16 protein-coding genes are annotated in these 16,100 nt (G+C 28.4%); 2 read left to right on the top strand and 14 right to left on the bottom strand.

Features of this window, described 5'->3' with window-relative positions; genetic code table 11:
- Positions 1-47: 47 nt before the first annotated feature.
- The 8 genes from B3N22_RS17845 to B3N22_RS17815 all read right to left on the bottom strand — a co-directional run bounded on the left by B3N22_RS17845 (position 48) and on the right by B3N22_RS17815 (position 7,410).
- Positions 48-2,711 (bottom strand): PRD domain-containing protein, encoded by a 2,664-nt coding sequence (locus B3N22_RS17845; protein WP_286909156.1) that lies wholly within the window; start codon positions 2,709-2,711, stop codon positions 48-50.
- 490 nt (positions 2,712-3,201) lie between these two features.
- Entirely contained in the window at positions 3,202-3,588 is a 387-nt protein-coding gene (locus tag B3N22_RS17840; RefSeq protein WP_286909154.1) for a VOC family protein, read from the bottom strand.
- A gap of 42 nt (positions 3,589-3,630) precedes the next feature.
- Positions 3,631-4,266: a GNAT family N-acetyltransferase gene (locus B3N22_RS17835; RefSeq protein WP_286909152.1), complete on the bottom strand. Its 636-nt coding sequence runs from the start codon at positions 4,264-4,266 to the stop codon at positions 3,631-3,633.
- Between the two features lie 26 nt (positions 4,267-4,292).
- Positions 4,293-4,775, bottom strand: a complete 483-nt coding sequence (locus tag B3N22_RS17830; protein ID WP_286909150.1) for a helix-turn-helix domain-containing protein — start codon at positions 4,773-4,775, stop codon at positions 4,293-4,295.
- Positions 4,776-5,285: 510 nt separating this feature from the next.
- The gene (locus tag B3N22_RS17825) at positions 5,286-5,558 is read right to left on the bottom strand and encodes a hypothetical protein (RefSeq protein ID WP_286909148.1); all 273 of its coding nucleotides are present in this window, start codon (positions 5,556-5,558) and stop codon (positions 5,286-5,288) included.
- A 242-nt stretch (positions 5,559-5,800) separates the two neighbouring features.
- Complete coding sequence (locus B3N22_RS17820; protein WP_414632244.1) at positions 5,801-6,595, bottom strand: ATP-binding protein; 795 nt, start codon at positions 6,593-6,595, stop codon at positions 5,801-5,803.
- Positions 6,477-6,737: a DnaD domain protein gene (locus B3N22_RS23730; protein ID WP_414632246.1), complete on the bottom strand. Its 261-nt coding sequence runs from the start codon at positions 6,735-6,737 to the stop codon at positions 6,477-6,479. The genes B3N22_RS17820 and B3N22_RS23730 overlap by 119 nt, the downstream gene beginning before the upstream one ends.
- Positions 6,738-6,909: 172 nt before the next feature.
- Positions 6,910-7,410: a phage replisome organizer N-terminal domain-containing protein gene (locus B3N22_RS17815; RefSeq protein WP_286909146.1), complete on the bottom strand. Its 501-nt coding sequence runs from the start codon at positions 7,408-7,410 to the stop codon at positions 6,910-6,912.
- Positions 7,411-7,907: 497 nt separating this feature from the next.
- Between B3N22_RS17815 and B3N22_RS17810 the strand changes: the two genes are divergently transcribed.
- A complete protein-coding gene (locus tag B3N22_RS17810) occupies positions 7,908-8,318 on the top strand; it encodes a helix-turn-helix domain-containing protein (protein ID WP_073017670.1) in 411 nt (136 codons plus the stop codon).
- A 249-nt stretch (positions 8,319-8,567) separates the two neighbouring features.
- Positions 8,568-8,732: a hypothetical protein gene (locus tag B3N22_RS17805; protein WP_286909143.1), complete on the top strand. Its 165-nt coding sequence runs from the start codon at positions 8,568-8,570 to the stop codon at positions 8,730-8,732.
- A gap of 352 nt (positions 8,733-9,084) precedes the next feature.
- Here B3N22_RS17805 and B3N22_RS17800 read toward each other — a convergent pair whose 3' ends face one another.
- The 6 genes from B3N22_RS17800 to B3N22_RS17775 all read right to left on the bottom strand — a co-directional run bounded on the left by B3N22_RS17800 (position 9,085) and on the right by B3N22_RS17775 (position 16,059).
- Positions 9,085-10,839, bottom strand: a complete 1,755-nt coding sequence (locus B3N22_RS17800) for a DUF262 domain-containing protein (RefSeq protein WP_286909142.1) — start codon at positions 10,837-10,839, stop codon at positions 9,085-9,087.
- Between the two features lie 73 nt (positions 10,840-10,912).
- Entirely contained in the window at positions 10,913-11,815 is a 903-nt protein-coding gene (locus B3N22_RS17795) for a nucleotidyl transferase AbiEii/AbiGii toxin family protein (RefSeq protein WP_286909140.1), read from the bottom strand.
- Positions 11,812-12,414, bottom strand: a complete 603-nt coding sequence (locus B3N22_RS17790; protein WP_286909138.1) for a type IV toxin-antitoxin system AbiEi family antitoxin domain-containing protein — start codon at positions 12,412-12,414, stop codon at positions 11,812-11,814. Before B3N22_RS17790 ends, B3N22_RS17795 begins: the two co-directional genes overlap by 4 nt.
- Positions 12,415-12,700: 286 nt before the next feature.
- A complete protein-coding gene (locus tag B3N22_RS17785) occupies positions 12,701-13,540 on the bottom strand; it encodes an N-acetylmuramoyl-L-alanine amidase family protein (RefSeq protein ID WP_286909136.1) in 840 nt (279 codons plus the stop codon).
- On the bottom strand, positions 13,540-15,042 hold the full coding sequence (locus B3N22_RS17780) for a YARHG domain-containing protein (protein WP_286909134.1): 1,503 nt from the start codon (positions 15,040-15,042) through the stop codon (positions 13,540-13,542). The genes B3N22_RS17785 and B3N22_RS17780 overlap by 1 nt, the downstream gene beginning before the upstream one ends.
- A 30-nt stretch (positions 15,043-15,072) precedes the next feature.
- Entirely contained in the window at positions 15,073-16,059 is a 987-nt protein-coding gene (locus B3N22_RS17775) for a zinc ribbon domain-containing protein (protein WP_286909133.1), read from the bottom strand.
- Positions 16,060-16,100 lie beyond the last annotated feature (41 nt).

The raw sequence follows: 16,100 nt of genomic DNA, 5'->3' as shown, positions 1-16,100 counted from the left end.
ACTTTAATATAATAACGTACGGTTTAAAGGTAATTCTTTTTCATTATCTACCCTTTATTAGACATTTTAATTATAGATATTAAATTTGCAAATTCATTATCGTCAAATTTTACATTGAACTCTTCTTCTATAATTGAAAGATTTTTCTTTATGCATTTATATAAGTCATAGTTTTTGCTAATTATATCATCCTTAAAAACCTTTACTGGTATGATTGCTTTTTCGTGTATACGTTCTATACAGCAAGCTATGTGTATCATTAATGCTAGCCTTTGCTCCTGAGTAAAATTACACCCTTGCGTATGATTTATTTCATCAATTATTTTAATCAAATGTATCTTTAGCTTGTCTATATCAACCAATACCAATTCTTCTTTTAAATGATTAAAAATTGCATCAAAGTTATCATTAAATTCAATATTGCTTGAATTTAAATTAAGTAATTGCTTTAACTCCCTTGCCTCATTTTGAAAAATATCTGTGATTGGTAGATAGCGTATCCCTAAAAGCTCTGGATCATATCCTCCTATAACGCAAAGTATATCGTATTTCTCTTTAAAATTATTAACCTCTTCTATTAATACATCTTTATCTATACCTGATAAAGGAATAACTTGAATATCATTAAGCTGTATATGTTTTTCAATATAGCTTTTTATCTGAATAGCAGCTCCTTTACCACTCATACATAAAGTCAGGATTACTTTTTCACTATTTACTTTATAATAGTTCTCTTGGTTTATAGGTAATAAAGAAGTGTAACTGTTCATTAAATTATTATGAATATCATTTAAGCTTGCATCCACCATAACTTTCCTAGTACAATCTAGTGCTATCAAAGTAATAGGGACTTGCAACAACTTAATCTCTATTCCTGTCTCTGCTGAAATCATTTCAAATAATGTTTTAAATGATCCCATATCATATATGACAAATACTCCTTTTCCTTGATGTATTTTTATTATTAAGGATTTCAACTCTTCGTAAGCTATATTAGTACTTTTATCTAAAGGCATATCATAAGCATAGGTTTTATTACTACTCATAAAATTAACTACATTAACAATTGAACTTGCAGCCGAATCTCCATGAAGTGCAACTAAAACTACTGGATGTCTTTTTTCTATTTCTAATGAATCTTTGGTCATAAACATTGTTATAAATACTACTTCATCTATTGGAAGCCTCACATTAAATTCTCTTTCCAAAAGACTTATAAACTTCATACAATACCCATATTCATCATTATATCTTGTTATAATCTCCATTATTTGTTCGTTGCTTAATCTTTGTCCTCTATTTTTTCTGCTCAAAGTTGAGTTCAAATGCAAACACAAGCTATAGAATATTGATACAGGATATACCTTATTGAATTTCTGTGTTGCCTTTTCTAAAAATTCTTTGACCATTGTTATAATACGACTATTTACGATTTCTGATAGCTGATCTTCATTAATAACTTGATTGGTTAGTCTTTTACTATACTCCTTAAACTCAGTTTCAATATCTATACTTATTATTGTATTTATATCCTGTTCTTCAATTCCCCTTTGTCTAAGCTCTTTTACTTTCTCATCTATCCAATCGTACATACTCTTTTGATCTGTTAAACTTTTTTCATTAATAGAAGTAATAGTAGATTCTGTTATTGAAAACTTATACTCATAATTATCAGATATCAGCTCTTTTATATCATTTTTATGATTTTTAAAATTTAGTAGTCCAGTCCTCACATTATACGGAAAGTCTGACATGTAAATCCATATGTTGTTTTTTTCAGTATTAAATTCTCTTACATATGCATTGGCACACCCTAATTGAATATCTCTCATCAATTGTTTTATATTTGCTTCACAATTATAAAGTAATAAGCATATCATAAGTTCCGAGTTAATATTAAGAATTTTATTACTCCTCTTAGCTTCTATTGAAAAGAACCTTTCAATCATTTCAAGTCTTTCTTTTAATGTCCGCTCTTCTAACTTTGATATTTGAATCTTAATTGAAAAATAGCTGTTATAAGTATCAATTAAATTTTTGTTTACGTTGTCATTCATTGCACATATTATGATAACATCGATATTATTTTTCATATTGTTGTTATTTTCAACTATTCTGACTAGATTATCTCTTCCAATAGTAGGAAGTAACTCAATATTATCGATAAATAGTACTCCTCCTCTAGCCTGTTCCACAAAATTATCTCTATCTTTTCCAAACAGCTCTTCAATCATAAGTTTTGAATTGTCATTATAGGTGTTACAGTTAAATTTAATAAATGGAGCATCCTCTTTTATGATTTTATTCTCAATTGCAAAATGGTACATTAAATTAGCAAAATAACTTTTACCTGCTCCTGATGGTCCTAGTATTAATGAATGTAAGCTATGTTGTGGATAAAGAATTGCAGCCTTGGCCAATTGAACTGCATTCTTAAGACTTCCGTCACAACCAATTAATTGATTAAAGCAAGATTGTTCTCCATTTTGGAGAGAGTGTTTTGTTCTAATTTTATATAGAACCGGTCGACCATTAATCTTTTCAACAATCCCTTCTTTAACCAATGCATTTAATATACTGCTTATATTGGTCCTCTGCATAACTAAACATTCAGATAAGTATTGTGTAGATACCCCTTTAGATATTTCATAATTGGTTGAGTCTGAATTCTCTTTCATGAATTGAAGAATTATTTCTCTATTTGTCTTCATCAAAATACCTCCCAAAGAAGCTATACACTTAATACTATAGATAAAAGATACTATATGAATTTCAGTGTGTCAACAACGCTAAAATGCTCATTTTTCATAGCTTTTTAATACACTGTATTATCTATTTGTACACTATTTAATTAATTATATAGATACACTTATTCTAGTGTTCAAAATCATTTTTATCTTTTTCTTAAGTGTGTAGCAGTTTTATACACTCTTAATTTTATATGTAAAATATTACGTACACAACTTTTCTTAATTTAAATATATATTTTACCTTTTGTTCATCATTTATTAACCATTTGTTAATAAATAAACTAAACTTCCTTTACCTCCGTTTGGTATTTTGACTTAAAGTAATTTAAATTTTCTTGCAATATAAAAAAGGGATGCTGCGCTAAGTAATTAGTGCAACGGTCCCTCTTTTTTTGCGAATTTAAGTATATATAATTAAAAAACAATTTTATTCTTTACCTAAAAAGTCGTGTTATACAAACAAGCACCATCTAATACCATATTTATCAATGAAATCTGCCATAAGTGAACTGAATTCACATGGTGCAAGGGGCATCAAAATTTCAGCATCACTTTTTAACACTTCATATGCTTTCCGCACCTTTTCTTCATTGCCTTCTCCATAATGTAAACAAAACTGCATTACATTGCCAGTAATAGTTTCCTTACCAGTAATAGCATATTCTGAATTTCGTTCTGCCACAGCTAAAATTTCCCCTTCAATATCTAGTTCTGAATGAAAAAATGTTCCATCTTCATTTGGATAGCTGCTAATAAGAACTGCATTAAAAGCCTTTTGATAAAGAGCCACAGCCTCATCGCTTTTTGTAACATATGCTTGCATCATTGATCTTTTCATAACTACTCCTCCTTGTTTTATTCTTATCCCATTAGATTTAAATTACTGTATAATAGAATGACTGTGAATATAAAACTCTTCTTGACTTGGATGGTATTTTTTCTCCCACTTTTCCAAACCTTCATCAAAGCTTACTACATCTTTTTCATCTATCTCAAATACAGGACTCTCATAATAAACATACTTCCTGCCATCCAATACTCCTTCTTTTAGTTCTTTAACCATCATTGGCGACGGATATGTCCCATTCTCAAGACACACATTTTTCTTTTTACAGCTCTTAAATCCACGACTTACATAATTCCCAGGGTTTCCGAATATTACGATCACATCATAACCAAGTGCTATAGCCTTTTCAAAAGAATACTCTAATAGCTTTTTTCCATATCCCTTTCTCTGATATTCTGGTACAATGCAAACTGGACCAAAAGTAAGGATATCTTTTTCTTCCCCAGACTCATCAACTAGCCTTGTTTTTGTATACATGACATTCCCGATTATTTCATTATCAACTTCAATGACGAAGTCTAACTCTGGAATAAAATCTTTGTGGGACCTCATAATATGAACTAAATAATGTTCATAACATCCAGGGACATATAAGTTCCAAAAGGCTTTTCTTGTGATTTCTTCAACCTTCTCATAATCTGTTTTTTCTTCATTCCTAATCCTAATCATTTTAAACCTCCCATATCTACCTAATATTATTTTTTTCCTGAATACTTAACCCATGTATAAAATATAAGTAATATTCCTAAAACAAGGCATGAACCACTTATTGCTTCAATAAATCCAGAGAAAAATTGTTGATAAAATTTTGTACCAGGTTGCCATATAGCAGAATAAATAGCTGTTATAAATGATATTAATAGTGCACATAAAGCTCCAACCAACGATTCATTTCTCTTCAATTTTTGAACTTCATTAAGTAGCAGATTTATGGCTTTATTACTTTCTATCTCTATATTTTCTTGTTCAATATATTCACCTTTTAATAATTCACTCATTGAAACCTCCAATACTTTACTTATCTCATCGAATAATGAACTGTCAGGTAGGCACTTACCACATTCCCATTTTGAGACTGCTTTGTCTGTTACATTTAGATATTCCCCAAGCTCTGCCTGTGTAAGTTTTTTCTTTTTTCTAACATCCGCTATAAATACCCCAATTTTTTTTGCATCCATATTTATACCTCCTTACTATAATAAAATTATAATTCCAGGCTCAATATATCTAAACCCACCACAGGTAGAATTAGTAGAGTAAAAGTAGAATATCTAGAGTTTTGTGAAAATCTTATTTATTTATGCTGAGATTTACTTTATATAATATTTTTTATATAGTTCTAACTGAATCTCTTTTCTCATAGCCCAAACATTGTATATTAACATTTACAATTACAGGTTAATTGTATCATATTTTCCCAAGGTAGGATTGTTCAACTTTTTAAAGATCACATATTTCTCAATAACTAAAATAAGAAAAGTAGCAAGATTTATAAAATCCTACTACTTTTCAATAAAATCTATATTTAATCAGTTAATATTATTATTTCACTACAACTAGATCCCCATCAGAGAAACCAGTTGTTAATTTTAACCTTTCAATGTATCATCTGTAATATCATTTTCACTATTATTGTAAAATTTTACATTATTAATATCTAAAAATGTCCTTTCTGTTTCAGCAGGTACTTAACAGTAAACCATATAATACGCCTTTTCAGTAACACTAATTCTATACTCTTTATCATCCAACAATACTTTTATATAAGCAATTTTATTATCAGGATTTTTACCCTTTAATATAAGATATTTACCTTTATTAGTCTTACTTATTTCATCTCTCAACGAACCACTACCATAACCTACCCTATTAATTTTATATTTATTATTAATTCCTTTAGTTAGTTCAGCATCACTTAGTTTATTATTAATTAAAAAGAAATCATATTTTTTTATTATCAATATTTAATTCTTCTTTTATATCAATAGCCTCCTAAAATTTTTTATTCTATTTTAGAAGGCTATTTTCCGTGTTCTAGGCATTTAGACCTCCTTGTATAAGCGAATTTATATGAAGTAATTATAGCATAATTTATGATTCAATGATTAAGCAACTTACTTCTTAGCTATAATTTCAAATCCCTAATCAAAATCTCCCATACAAAATCAAGATTCCTCATGCTTAAACTCATACTCACTGTCCCCTACCTCAGCCTATAATTATTACCGCTCGCCTTCTGAATCTCCATAATATACCCCTTGCACATCTCATATATTCTGGAACCTATGGCTTCATCAATGTTAAGAAGCTTCTCTAATACACATTCTGTACTAATTATCATAGGGAGATTATTTAGATATCTATAGTTAATAATCTCAAATATTATGCTTATATCAGATTCACTAATCTTTCCCTTAAATAAATCATCTATAAGGAGCACTTCTGCGAGTTGATATTTAGAAATTATCTTCTGATAGTATTCATCATCCATTATATTTTGCTTAATTTTCATAATGCTATCCCTATAAGGCATATACACAACCTTTATACCTTTCTTTAAAAAGTTTAAAGCTAATGCAATTGATAGATGTGTTTTTCCTCCACCAACTTGTCCACAAAAGAGGATACTGTTTTTCCTAAAGGTTCTTATGGAACTAAAGTCTTTATAATATGCTAGTGCTATGTCCCTAGCCTTTCTAGAGCTTTCATTCCAAACAGAGAAATTTGAAAATGTTAGGTTATTTTGTTCTATCTTTATTCCTGATCTCTTCCAATCATTTTTTATCTTATCTAGTTCTCTGCATTTGCAGCTAATTGCTATAGGTGCACTATTACTTTGAGGAACTAATATCCAACCAGTATCACGACACTTTTCACATTTATAAGATTTCTTCACATATTTCATTTCTTTCTTTTTCAGTGAGTGTTCTTCCCCATTGCTTTTTAAGGTTGTACTTCTCTCCTGTACCTGTTTCATTATTCTCGTTAATGCCTCCATTAAAATCCTCCTCCCCTTTAAGTGGATACCCTTCTTTCTCCCAATTTCTAAGTATCCCATTTATATATTTCATAGTAGGTTTACTTCTCTTTAATGCAGTGTTCATAGCCATCTTTACATGCTCAACTCCGTACTTAGCTATAGATACCTTAACTTCTGTTATTGAGATTTCTTCTGTATCCCCTGTTATACCACTAAAGTAACTTAATAGACCTTGAGAGAGACTTTCTATATCTTCATTATGATTATTGGAACTTTCTTTTTCTCTATCTCTATCTCTCTCTCTAAACTCTAACTCTTTATCTTTATCTTTATTATCTAGCTCTCTCTAGTGAATGTTTGTCCAAGAATGTCCCATTGGTTTCTGAGACATCTTTAGGACTTTTTTGTGACATTTGTCCACTATTTTCCCTTTTACCTTGACCGATTAAGGTCTTTTCCTCTTCTATTCTTTCTCTATAAAGTCTCTTTCTATCAGCCTCACTACTGGATTTACCTATAAAACTTTGTATATTCATCATGTACATAGTGCCATCATCCAGCCTTTCTATAAGCTTCATAGAGTTTAATATGTTAAGTCCACTTTTAACCGTATCTATATTTAAATTAGTTATTGTTGCTATCATATTCTCATCATAGGGTATAAAATCATTAAATCTAAGCGCCCCGTCATACTTTAAGGATTTTAAATATAATTTAATTAAGAGATTTGAGTAATATATACCATTGGGTAAGCTTTCTAATATCTTTATTTCTTCACTGTCAAAAAAATTATCCTTTAGTTTCAGATAGTAATATTTCCTATTATCAGCCATAAAACCCTCTCCTTCATTTAAAAATAAAACCACTTGAAATTTTTTAAGCCCTTCCATGTTGGAGTAATCTTCATATGTGTACACCTTTTTATATAATCTTGTAGAATTTTAATATTCAAAATCATTTTCTCCTTAATTCATTTTGATTTATAATATTTTGGTGATTTCCTCCATACATTTCTTTTCATATTAAATGAATCTTTTACAAAAACTAATACCAAACACCAAATGTATCTTTTGTGTTACCTTTTTCTATAAAATTTTTTCATATCTTTAAGAGTACGGTCTTTCCTACTCCTAAAGATATAAATGTAAGATTTGCCGCACTTGCACCTCCTTTTATGTGCTATTCTCGTTACTTTATGAGTTAATTATATGTAACACAAATAAAACAGTCAATAAGCTTTTTAATATTTCTACAAAATAATGTATTCTTATCGTTACAAAAGTTTCTATTAGTGTTAACTTGTTTTACAATTATGATAGGAGGTGATATTTTGAGTACTTTTGGAGAAAGATTTAAAACACTTAGATTAGAAAAAAATTTAAAGCAAGAAGAATTAATTAATGACTTTAATAATAAATATCATTACTCTTTTACTAGATCAGCAGTTTCTCAATACGAAAACAATAAAAGAATTCCAGAGATAGATGCATTAAAAGATTTTGCAAACTATTTTAACGTTAATTTAGATTATCTTATAGGTAATTCAGATATTCGTAAAGTTGAATCAAATTCAACCGTATATAAATCTAAAGTTGATGGTAAGGTAATAGAGATTGAAATATCTAAAAATCACCTTCATAAATTATCAGATAAAGAGGTACAAAATCTTATAAATCAACTTAAAGCTGTTGGGTTTGATGTAGAAACACTAATTAAAAACGCCAAAGAACCTACAGAGTAATTATTTATCTGTTATAGTTTATTATCAATCTAAATCTGAAAAAGTATTGCTAAAAAATTACAATTCTTCAGATTTGGATTCTTTTATTATAATTTTCTTAATTTTTCCTCCATATATTTACATTTGTTAAATATTTATGTAATATTATATAAAACCATATAAGTTTATTAAATTTTTAACAACCTTTCTATGTTCTATAAAAATAGATATTTAGAACATTACTTCACATTAAGTTGGGGGGGAATTGTAATGTTAGAGGAAAACATCTTATCAATTAAAATTAATGGAATCGTTGTATATGAGAAAGCAAAGGATACAGAATATATACAGAAAGAAGAAAATATTATCATTGAAGAACGCTCGCTTAATTCAAATAAATCAGATCCAGTGGTGTTACCACGCAAAAAAGTATAAGTAAAAAGGCTCTATTACCGGGATTAATACGAGTAATAGAGCCTTTTCTAAAGGTGGTCGGGGTAGCACTAGATATTTATTAAGTCTCAAAAATATTGAAGATACTGGCTTCATGCAGAATTGTGTTTTATATATATTTATCAATCAACACTTTAGAAGTGTTAATTATAGTGTTAATTTTTTTAAATATAACCCTTGAAATTACATCTGAAAAACTTTGTGATTTTAAGGGTTATGAAAACTTGTAATTATATAAATATAAAATATATACTAAATCTCATAATAAAAACATCTGCTACAGAGGCAAGTATTTTTATTATTAACTTCATCTTCTGAATCAAATTTTATATTATTACTTTAGCTTATTTTTAATTTCATTTCTTAAAATACTCTTTCTAGAATTATAAAATGTCTTAAAATTATTAATATCTTCTTTTTCATTTATATCAATATAATTATCATTCTTATACTTGATTATATCTTTTATTTTAGGAAGTCCATAAGAATCTAAATTATTTAACCAGTCTTTAAACGATACATTGTTCTTACTTTCATTCTCTCTTCCTTCTAACAGTTGTAAGTTAGGTAATCTATCTTTCATATCTTGCCATTTAGCAACCTCATCTTTTGGTAAATTTAAGTTCTTTAGTTTTGAATCTGTGAAAAAGCTTGCAGGATGTATATGATCTTGATGGAATTTAACTTGTCCAAGTTTTAATTGAGGATATAATATGGACAATATCATAAATGTATATGCACCTTTTTTATATTCTAAAATTTCCTCTATATCATCAGCTGTTATAATTAATTCTTTTCTACTCTTAGATTCAAATTCTATAGCTAAATCTGAAAATACAAATTTATTATTTTGAGTTATAGCACTTTTTAAAGCTTCTCTCATGTGTCCTAAAGCTTGATCCCCTTGGTTTCCATAAACTTTCTTTATTAAAGAATGTATCATATATTTTCTAATTTCTGATTTTTCTTGATTTCCACATAAACCATTATTAATAATATAATATGCAATTGGAATCACTGCATTATTGGATGTTAAGTTTTCATAGCTAAATCCAAATTCAGCAATTATATCAAAAGCTTTTTCTAAAGAAGTTTTTATATTCTGCCAATGCGTCTTAATCTTAAGTATATTCTCTTCTTTAAAGCCTTCTACTTTAAATAATACTGGTAAGTCTGTTAAAACTAAACAAGCTCTCATTATAAAATCTGAATTTACTCTAAAGCCTTCTCCCTTTTTATTTAAAGTTGCAATTAAAGCATCAATCTCATTTCTCCCCTCTTCCCAATGAGCAACAATAGTTGAAAATAGTAAATCACTTTTTGAAAGTACAGTTCCTGCACTATTTACTCTAATGAAAATATCTAATATTTTATCAAGCTCTTGCTCTTTTATTTCAAAATAGCTTATGAGTTCTTCCTGTACTACTCTTTGATGTAATATTCTTAAGGATTTTTTTATAGTTGATCTAACAGCCTTATCCTTTATTTTTTCTTTTAACTCACCTTCAGCTACATCATTTAACGTATCATAATAATCATCTATTTCAGGATCTTGTCCCCATTTTAGTACTGTTATCACATCAAACCATAAATGTTTGATGTTAATTTCCTTAGCCTCATCTTTTGTTAAAAACTTAAATTCATATTCATTTTCATCATCATTATTAGCTATTAAATTAAGATATAGCTTTTTAACAGGAAAAGCATTATCATTATTCCAGCTATAATACGCCTTCTTATATGCATAAGTTCCTTGTAAGGCTATATACATTGAACTTATTCTTTGCTGTCCATCTAAAACTCCCGTAATATTCTTCTTAAGCTCAGGTTTTGGACTTATTTCATTTTTATAATTATCTCTTTCATGATAATTTTGAATGAACTTATAAAAAGTATATTTATTTACATTCTCTTCTTTAAGACTCCAAAACAAAAAAGTCCCTATTGGATAACCTCTCATTATTGAATCAAAAAACTTTTCAATCTGCCTTGGCTTCCAAACAAACTTTCTTTGAATTGCAGGTAAATATATTTTGTTTTCATTTATCATTTCCATTGTATTCTTTATTGTATACGAACTATATGCCATAATACACTCTCCCCTTATTTACTTTCAAGAGGCATTTTATATTAAAGTACCGTTTGAAAGTAAAATATTTATCTTATACCCATTTTAAATCATCTTTGTTCCATTTAGACATACTACTATCCTCTTCAAGTATACCTGCTGCTATTGGTTCTAAAAACTTTTTCAAGATATTCATGACTTCTATATATTCCAATTCTTCAGTTGAATTAATTCTCTTTAAAAAAGTTTTCCATTGATTTATTCTTGACTGATCTGTTATGAAATCCTCTGTGAATATAGCTGAATAATTACCAATGTTAGTTTCTCTTCTAGCAAAGGTTTCACTTATAGCACTTTTTAAAGTTTCATAATCAAATTCTTCCTTTATAGAAATTGTGTAAATATCATAGAAATCCTTCATTCTTGAATTAAATACAGTTAAGCTTACCATAGCTTCAAATTTTTCTGCAATTATTGATTCCTTTGAATATACCATTACTTTTGGTGATTCTAAGTTTAATAAAGTTGGATAAATCATTTCTTTAGGATCTGGAACGACAATATCCCCAAAACCTATGTCTATCTGAATCAATTCTATTGCTTTTCCAAGTAGAGAACTGATCTTTACTCTTACCCCTTCATATTCTGCATCCTCTTTTATTCTTTCAACACTTATCTTTTCTATATCATATGTGATACCATCTTCACACTCTATACTACATATCTTTTTAAATGCCTCTTCTATATTGTTTAAATCATTTGAAATATCCTCTGCTAAAAAATCGATGTCTCTAGTTGGTCTACCTTTAAACTCATTTATTGAAAATAATAGCAGTCCCCCTTTTAAAATAAATTTTTCCTTATATTCAGATATAGATAATCTATATAAAAGCCTTTCTTGCATATATAATAGAGATATTGTGTTAAATGCTCTCTTTTCACTTCTCGCTATATTTAAGAGCTTTGCTTTTACAGATGCTGATATATCTTTTGTCATATTAAGACCTCCATATATATTTTAATTATCTTACTAACTTTGCACTCTTTTGCATATTCCATCAAAAGTGATAAGTTCTTATTTTTACTTTTCATATACTCTTTAAATGCTTCAGAGATAATATCATTACTCAATTTGTTTCTATATCTTAAACAATCACATAACGTCTTCTCCATGTTATAAACCCTAATTACATGCCCATCTTTTAAAACTTCTTGTATCCCCATTTCATAATATCTCTTATCATAATAATATATCTTAATTGGTGGATACTCTGGAAGTGTTACCTTGTACCTACGATCTATTGCTATCTTGTACTCATGAGGAGTATATGTTGTAAGTTCATGAAATGATAATGCTGATTCAAGGCATAGCACTCCCATTGGAACAATTTTTATTATGTCAATTTCTTCATCTAAAAAGGTATACCTATCATCACATAGCTTATACAAACCTCTCTTTACTCTTTCAATAACACCATCATTAATAAGCTTTTGTATCCACCACTTTTTATACCCAATCTTCATTATCTCAGCGGTAGTCAAGTAGCCATCCTTTTCATAAAATTTTTTCTTTAATTTATCTAATTTTATAATCATATTACAATCACCTATTTTTCAATTAAGTGCCTGCACTTTAAATAAAGTGCAGGCACTTAGTAATTTTTATCTTTATTTTAACATTTAATATTTTTTTTTACAATACGCAACTAAACCCCTGCATTTTAAATTTAGTGCAGGTACTTAGTCGATTTTTTTAATACCTGTATCAGTTTCTTAATATAAAGTAGTAATACTAATAATCTCAATGTCTTTTAAAAAAAATATAAGATCATGGATTTAAATAACTTCCATGATCTTATACTCTTATCATCATATTTAATGATTATTTTAATGCATTTAATATTCCTTTACTTAAACCTTCTACTAACTTATTTTGATATTCTTCACTATTTAAAAGCGTATCTTCCTCTGGATTAGACATGAATCCCATCTCAACTAAGACTACAGGAACCTTAGACCAATTAAAACCTGTTAGGTCACTTCTTTCTACTGTCCCTCTATTATTCATTCCCACCGTAGCAATTAAATCATTTAGTATTATCTGTCCATACTTCTTACTAACTTCACTTACATCTTTTGCATAACCTACCGGCGCTGGTACTAACATAGATGCACCCTTTGCGCTTTTACTATCTGCAGAATCGCAGTGAATTCTTATAGCTAAATCAGCATTGTTTTTATTTCCAACTTCTGCTCTATCTATATTTCCTGGACTTTCACCATCTTGAGTTTTTGTCATAATAACCTTAATTCCATTTTGTTCAAGCTTAGCTTTTAACTTTAATGACACACTCATAGCTACAACATATTCGGGTGTTCTAGAAACTACTCCTTGTGCTCCCCCTGGATCTTTAATTTTCATAAGGTCAGAATCTGGAGAATTTCTTTCTTGTTCTCTATTTCCATTAGAAGAATGTCCTGGATCTACAACCACTACTTTTTGAACAGTGACCTTAGCTTCATTTTTTTCTTCCTTTGCTTCAGGATTTGCTTCTTGTGATATATTTTCACTATCTTCCTTTGAAACCTCTTCTTCTAATTGTTCTTCAGAAATATTACTATTAACAGTTTCCTCCACTGCATCTTTTTCCACCTTATTAGAGCATCCATTTAATGCAAATATAATGAAGATAGATAACATTCCAAGTATTACTTTTCTCATTATTTTTTCTCCAATTCTTGTATCATTTTATAATTTGCTATTTCATATTCATTTAAAGTTGAATCACTTCCATCATAGCTTGGATTTGGAGAATACCAACTCTTAGTAGTAAAATAATTTTTAAATTCATCCATTGTAAATACATATCCATGACGAGCAAATATTTCATTTCTTGCTAAAGCTAACTGTTCCTTACTTAAACCTTCTAAATCACTCTCTTTAAGATATTGATTATTGCTGTTTGGGAGAATATAATCACCTGTATTTATGTTACTGTTTGCCACTTGTTTTGCTGTTGCTACTACTTCAGTAGGAGTTCTTGCATCTTCATATAGCTTATACCACTTAGAAGTTCCTTTGTCAGCAGAAGAGATTACACTTATACTATTAGATAAAACTTCATAGATCCCATCTTTATCTATATCATCAGGTTTAGTGTAATTGTTAGCAAATATTGTTCCTTTAAGCTCAAGTTTTCCGTTTGTAACTCCATATACGCTTGTTCCTACATTATTTGAATTATATGAATATGTTGAATAAGATGCAAAGATTCCTTTTTTATCTTTTGCATAATCATATACTCCTTGAATTTTTGGATAGTAAGCACTATTAACTGTTACATTATCAACTAATTTATATTGACCATTTGAGAATTTATATAAATTCAAACTTAATTCTGAATTATAACCATAACTATTTTCCAATTGTACTATTTCATCAAAGATATCTTCATCGAAATTATCAAAATAGACATTTGCATTCTTTAGAAGCATCCCCTTTGTACTTTGCAATGTTGTTCCTGTTAATTCAGAGACAATATTTAACATTATATCTTCATAATTCTCATTTGCTTTAAAATCTCCACCTAATTTATTTACTTCATCAAATTCTTTTAATGCTTCTTTATATTTCCCTTCACTATAAAGCTTGTCTATTTTTTTCTCTTTTATATCACTTGCAATACTTTGATACTCTCCTTGAGATAAAAAACTTGAAATCTCTTGTAGCTTTGTTTCTGCTAAAGGAACATCAGTCTTGGACATTTCCACAAGAGCATTTTTTAGTAAATCTTTAGCTTTAGTTGATTTTAATGTTTGAACAGCCTTAGTTGCATATTCCATTTTTTCAGATATAATAATTGAATTATTATATTTGTAAATATAGTAGCCTCCTTTTATGTTTTTAAAAAAGATACCTCCTAATATAAGTAAAGCTAAAATAACACCTAATAAAATTTTAGGAATTAATTTCGTAGAGCTTTTTTTATTCTTTTCACTATCTATAGATCGTTCTTTAACCTTTACAGATTCAGATTTATCACTATTTTTTATTGTTTTCTCTACTACCTCTACTTTTTTTATATTATCTTGCTTTATTATAGGTTCTTCTATCGTCTCTCTATTCTTTTCTTCAATATTTTCACTTGTAACTATATTTCCACAGTATGTACAAAAATTTTTATTAGGTAAAATTTGCTTTCCGCATTTAGTACAAAATTTCATTTTATAAAATTACCCCTTCCTACTATGATTTTATGATTCTAATTTAGAGCTTACTTTCTCTGTTTTTTTAATGCTGTATATCTTAAACCCTAAATTTGTTTTATTAAGAACATATATTGTTCTAAAATCTATATACATTTCTTTATTTTCCTTACCATAATCTATATAATACTTTTCATAAGTTGTAACTTCATATTGAGTATCACTAACTTTATTTACCAACTCAATCTTATGATCTATTATCTCCTCGTTTATATCTTGTTCTAAATAACTTTTCATTGTATTTGTATACTCATCCATTAAGTTGCCACTTAAATCTACTAGATCTCTAATATAATAAGTATCCTTATATCTTACCATCTGTACAAAAGCGATTTGATAATTGTCCATGAAATCTTTAATATCTATTTCATTGCTGTCATAGGTATCTACAACGTTAGTACCTGAATTATTGGTTGTGCTCACAACAGTTTCTTTTGTTTTTTCTGGTGCTGTATAAGAATAAGTAGATATTAATTCCTTACCATCCTCTAGATAAGCTAAACTTATATCCACTGCTTTAGCTGCATCTTTATTAGAAGTTTTATAAGCAATAATATATTTACCACCATCTCCAGTTGAAGTTAGTTCCAAGCCTTTTTGAAACCTATCTCCTTCTTTTAATGTAAAATTATTCACTAATAGATTTTTATCATGATTTTCAGCTGTTATAGATATTTTTATCTCCGGGTAATCAGCTAAGTCTACACTTTCTATAGTTATATTTCCTTGTACCGTATCTTTAGAATTAGAATTTAATTTCATAAATATTGCCACTCCAGCAATTACTACAATCATAATAGCTATAATTGAAGAAACAAGAACTTTATAACTCTTTTTACCTGAAGACCTAATCTTTGATTCTACTGGTTCCTTTATTCTATTATTTATTTCGTTTGTATTAACCATCTCACCACAACTAGTACAAAACTTTGCATTATCATTTATCTCATGATTACACTTCTTACAATATTTCATAGTTTATTCCTCCATAGATATTATGTTAGTGTAAAGTTTTT

Origin of the sequence: Clostridium sp. UBA1652 (assembly GCF_002320975.1) — a bacterium.
Lineage (GTDB): Bacteria > Bacillota > Clostridia > Clostridiales > Clostridiaceae > Clostridium_T > Clostridium_T intestinale.
Note: the sequence above shows the minus strand (reverse complement) of the source record. Positions and strands in the feature narration are given on the sequence as shown.

Excerpts from the sequence above, each read along its gene's own strand:
- B3N22_RS17780 (WP_286909134.1), bottom strand. The coding sequence starts at position 15,042 with ATGAAATTTTGTACTAAATGCGGAAAGCAAATTTTACCTAATAAAAAT.
- B3N22_RS17845 (WP_286909156.1), bottom strand. The coding sequence starts at position 2,711 with ATGAAGACAAATAGAGAAATAATTCTTCAATTCATGAAAGAGAATTCA.
- B3N22_RS17775 (WP_286909133.1), bottom strand. The coding sequence starts at position 16,059 with ATGAAATATTGTAAGAAGTGTAATCATGAGATAAATGATAATGCAAAG.
- B3N22_RS17830 (WP_286909150.1), bottom strand. The coding sequence starts at position 4,775 with ATGGATGCAAAAAAAATTGGGGTATTTATAGCGGATGTTAGAAAAAAG.
- B3N22_RS17800 (WP_286909142.1), bottom strand. The coding sequence starts at position 10,839 with ATGGCATATAGTTCGTATACAATAAAGAATACAATGGAAATGATAAAT.
- B3N22_RS17840 (WP_286909154.1), bottom strand. The coding sequence starts at position 3,588 with ATGAAAAGATCAATGATGCAAGCATATGTTACAAAAAGCGATGAGGCT.
- B3N22_RS17820 (WP_414632244.1), bottom strand. The coding sequence starts at position 6,595 with ATGGAGGCATTAACGAGAATAATGAAACAGGTACAGGAGAGAAGTACA.
- B3N22_RS17795 (WP_286909140.1), bottom strand. The coding sequence starts at position 11,815 with ATGACAAAAGATATATCAGCATCTGTAAAAGCAAAGCTCTTAAATATA.
- B3N22_RS17815 (WP_286909146.1), bottom strand. The coding sequence starts at position 7,410 with ATGGCTGATAATAGGAAATATTACTATCTGAAACTAAAGGATAATTTT.
- B3N22_RS17785 (WP_286909136.1), bottom strand. The coding sequence starts at position 13,540 with ATGAGAAAAGTAATACTTGGAATGTTATCTATCTTCATTATATTTGCA.
- B3N22_RS17790 (WP_286909138.1), bottom strand. The coding sequence starts at position 12,414 with ATGATTATAAAATTAGATAAATTAAAGAAAAAATTTTATGAAAAGGAT.
- B3N22_RS17835 (WP_286909152.1), bottom strand. The coding sequence starts at position 4,266 with ATGATTAGGATTAGGAATGAAGAAAAAACAGATTATGAGAAGGTTGAA.
- B3N22_RS17805 (WP_286909143.1), top strand. The coding sequence starts at position 8,568 with ATGTTAGAGGAAAACATCTTATCAATTAAAATTAATGGAATCGTTGTA.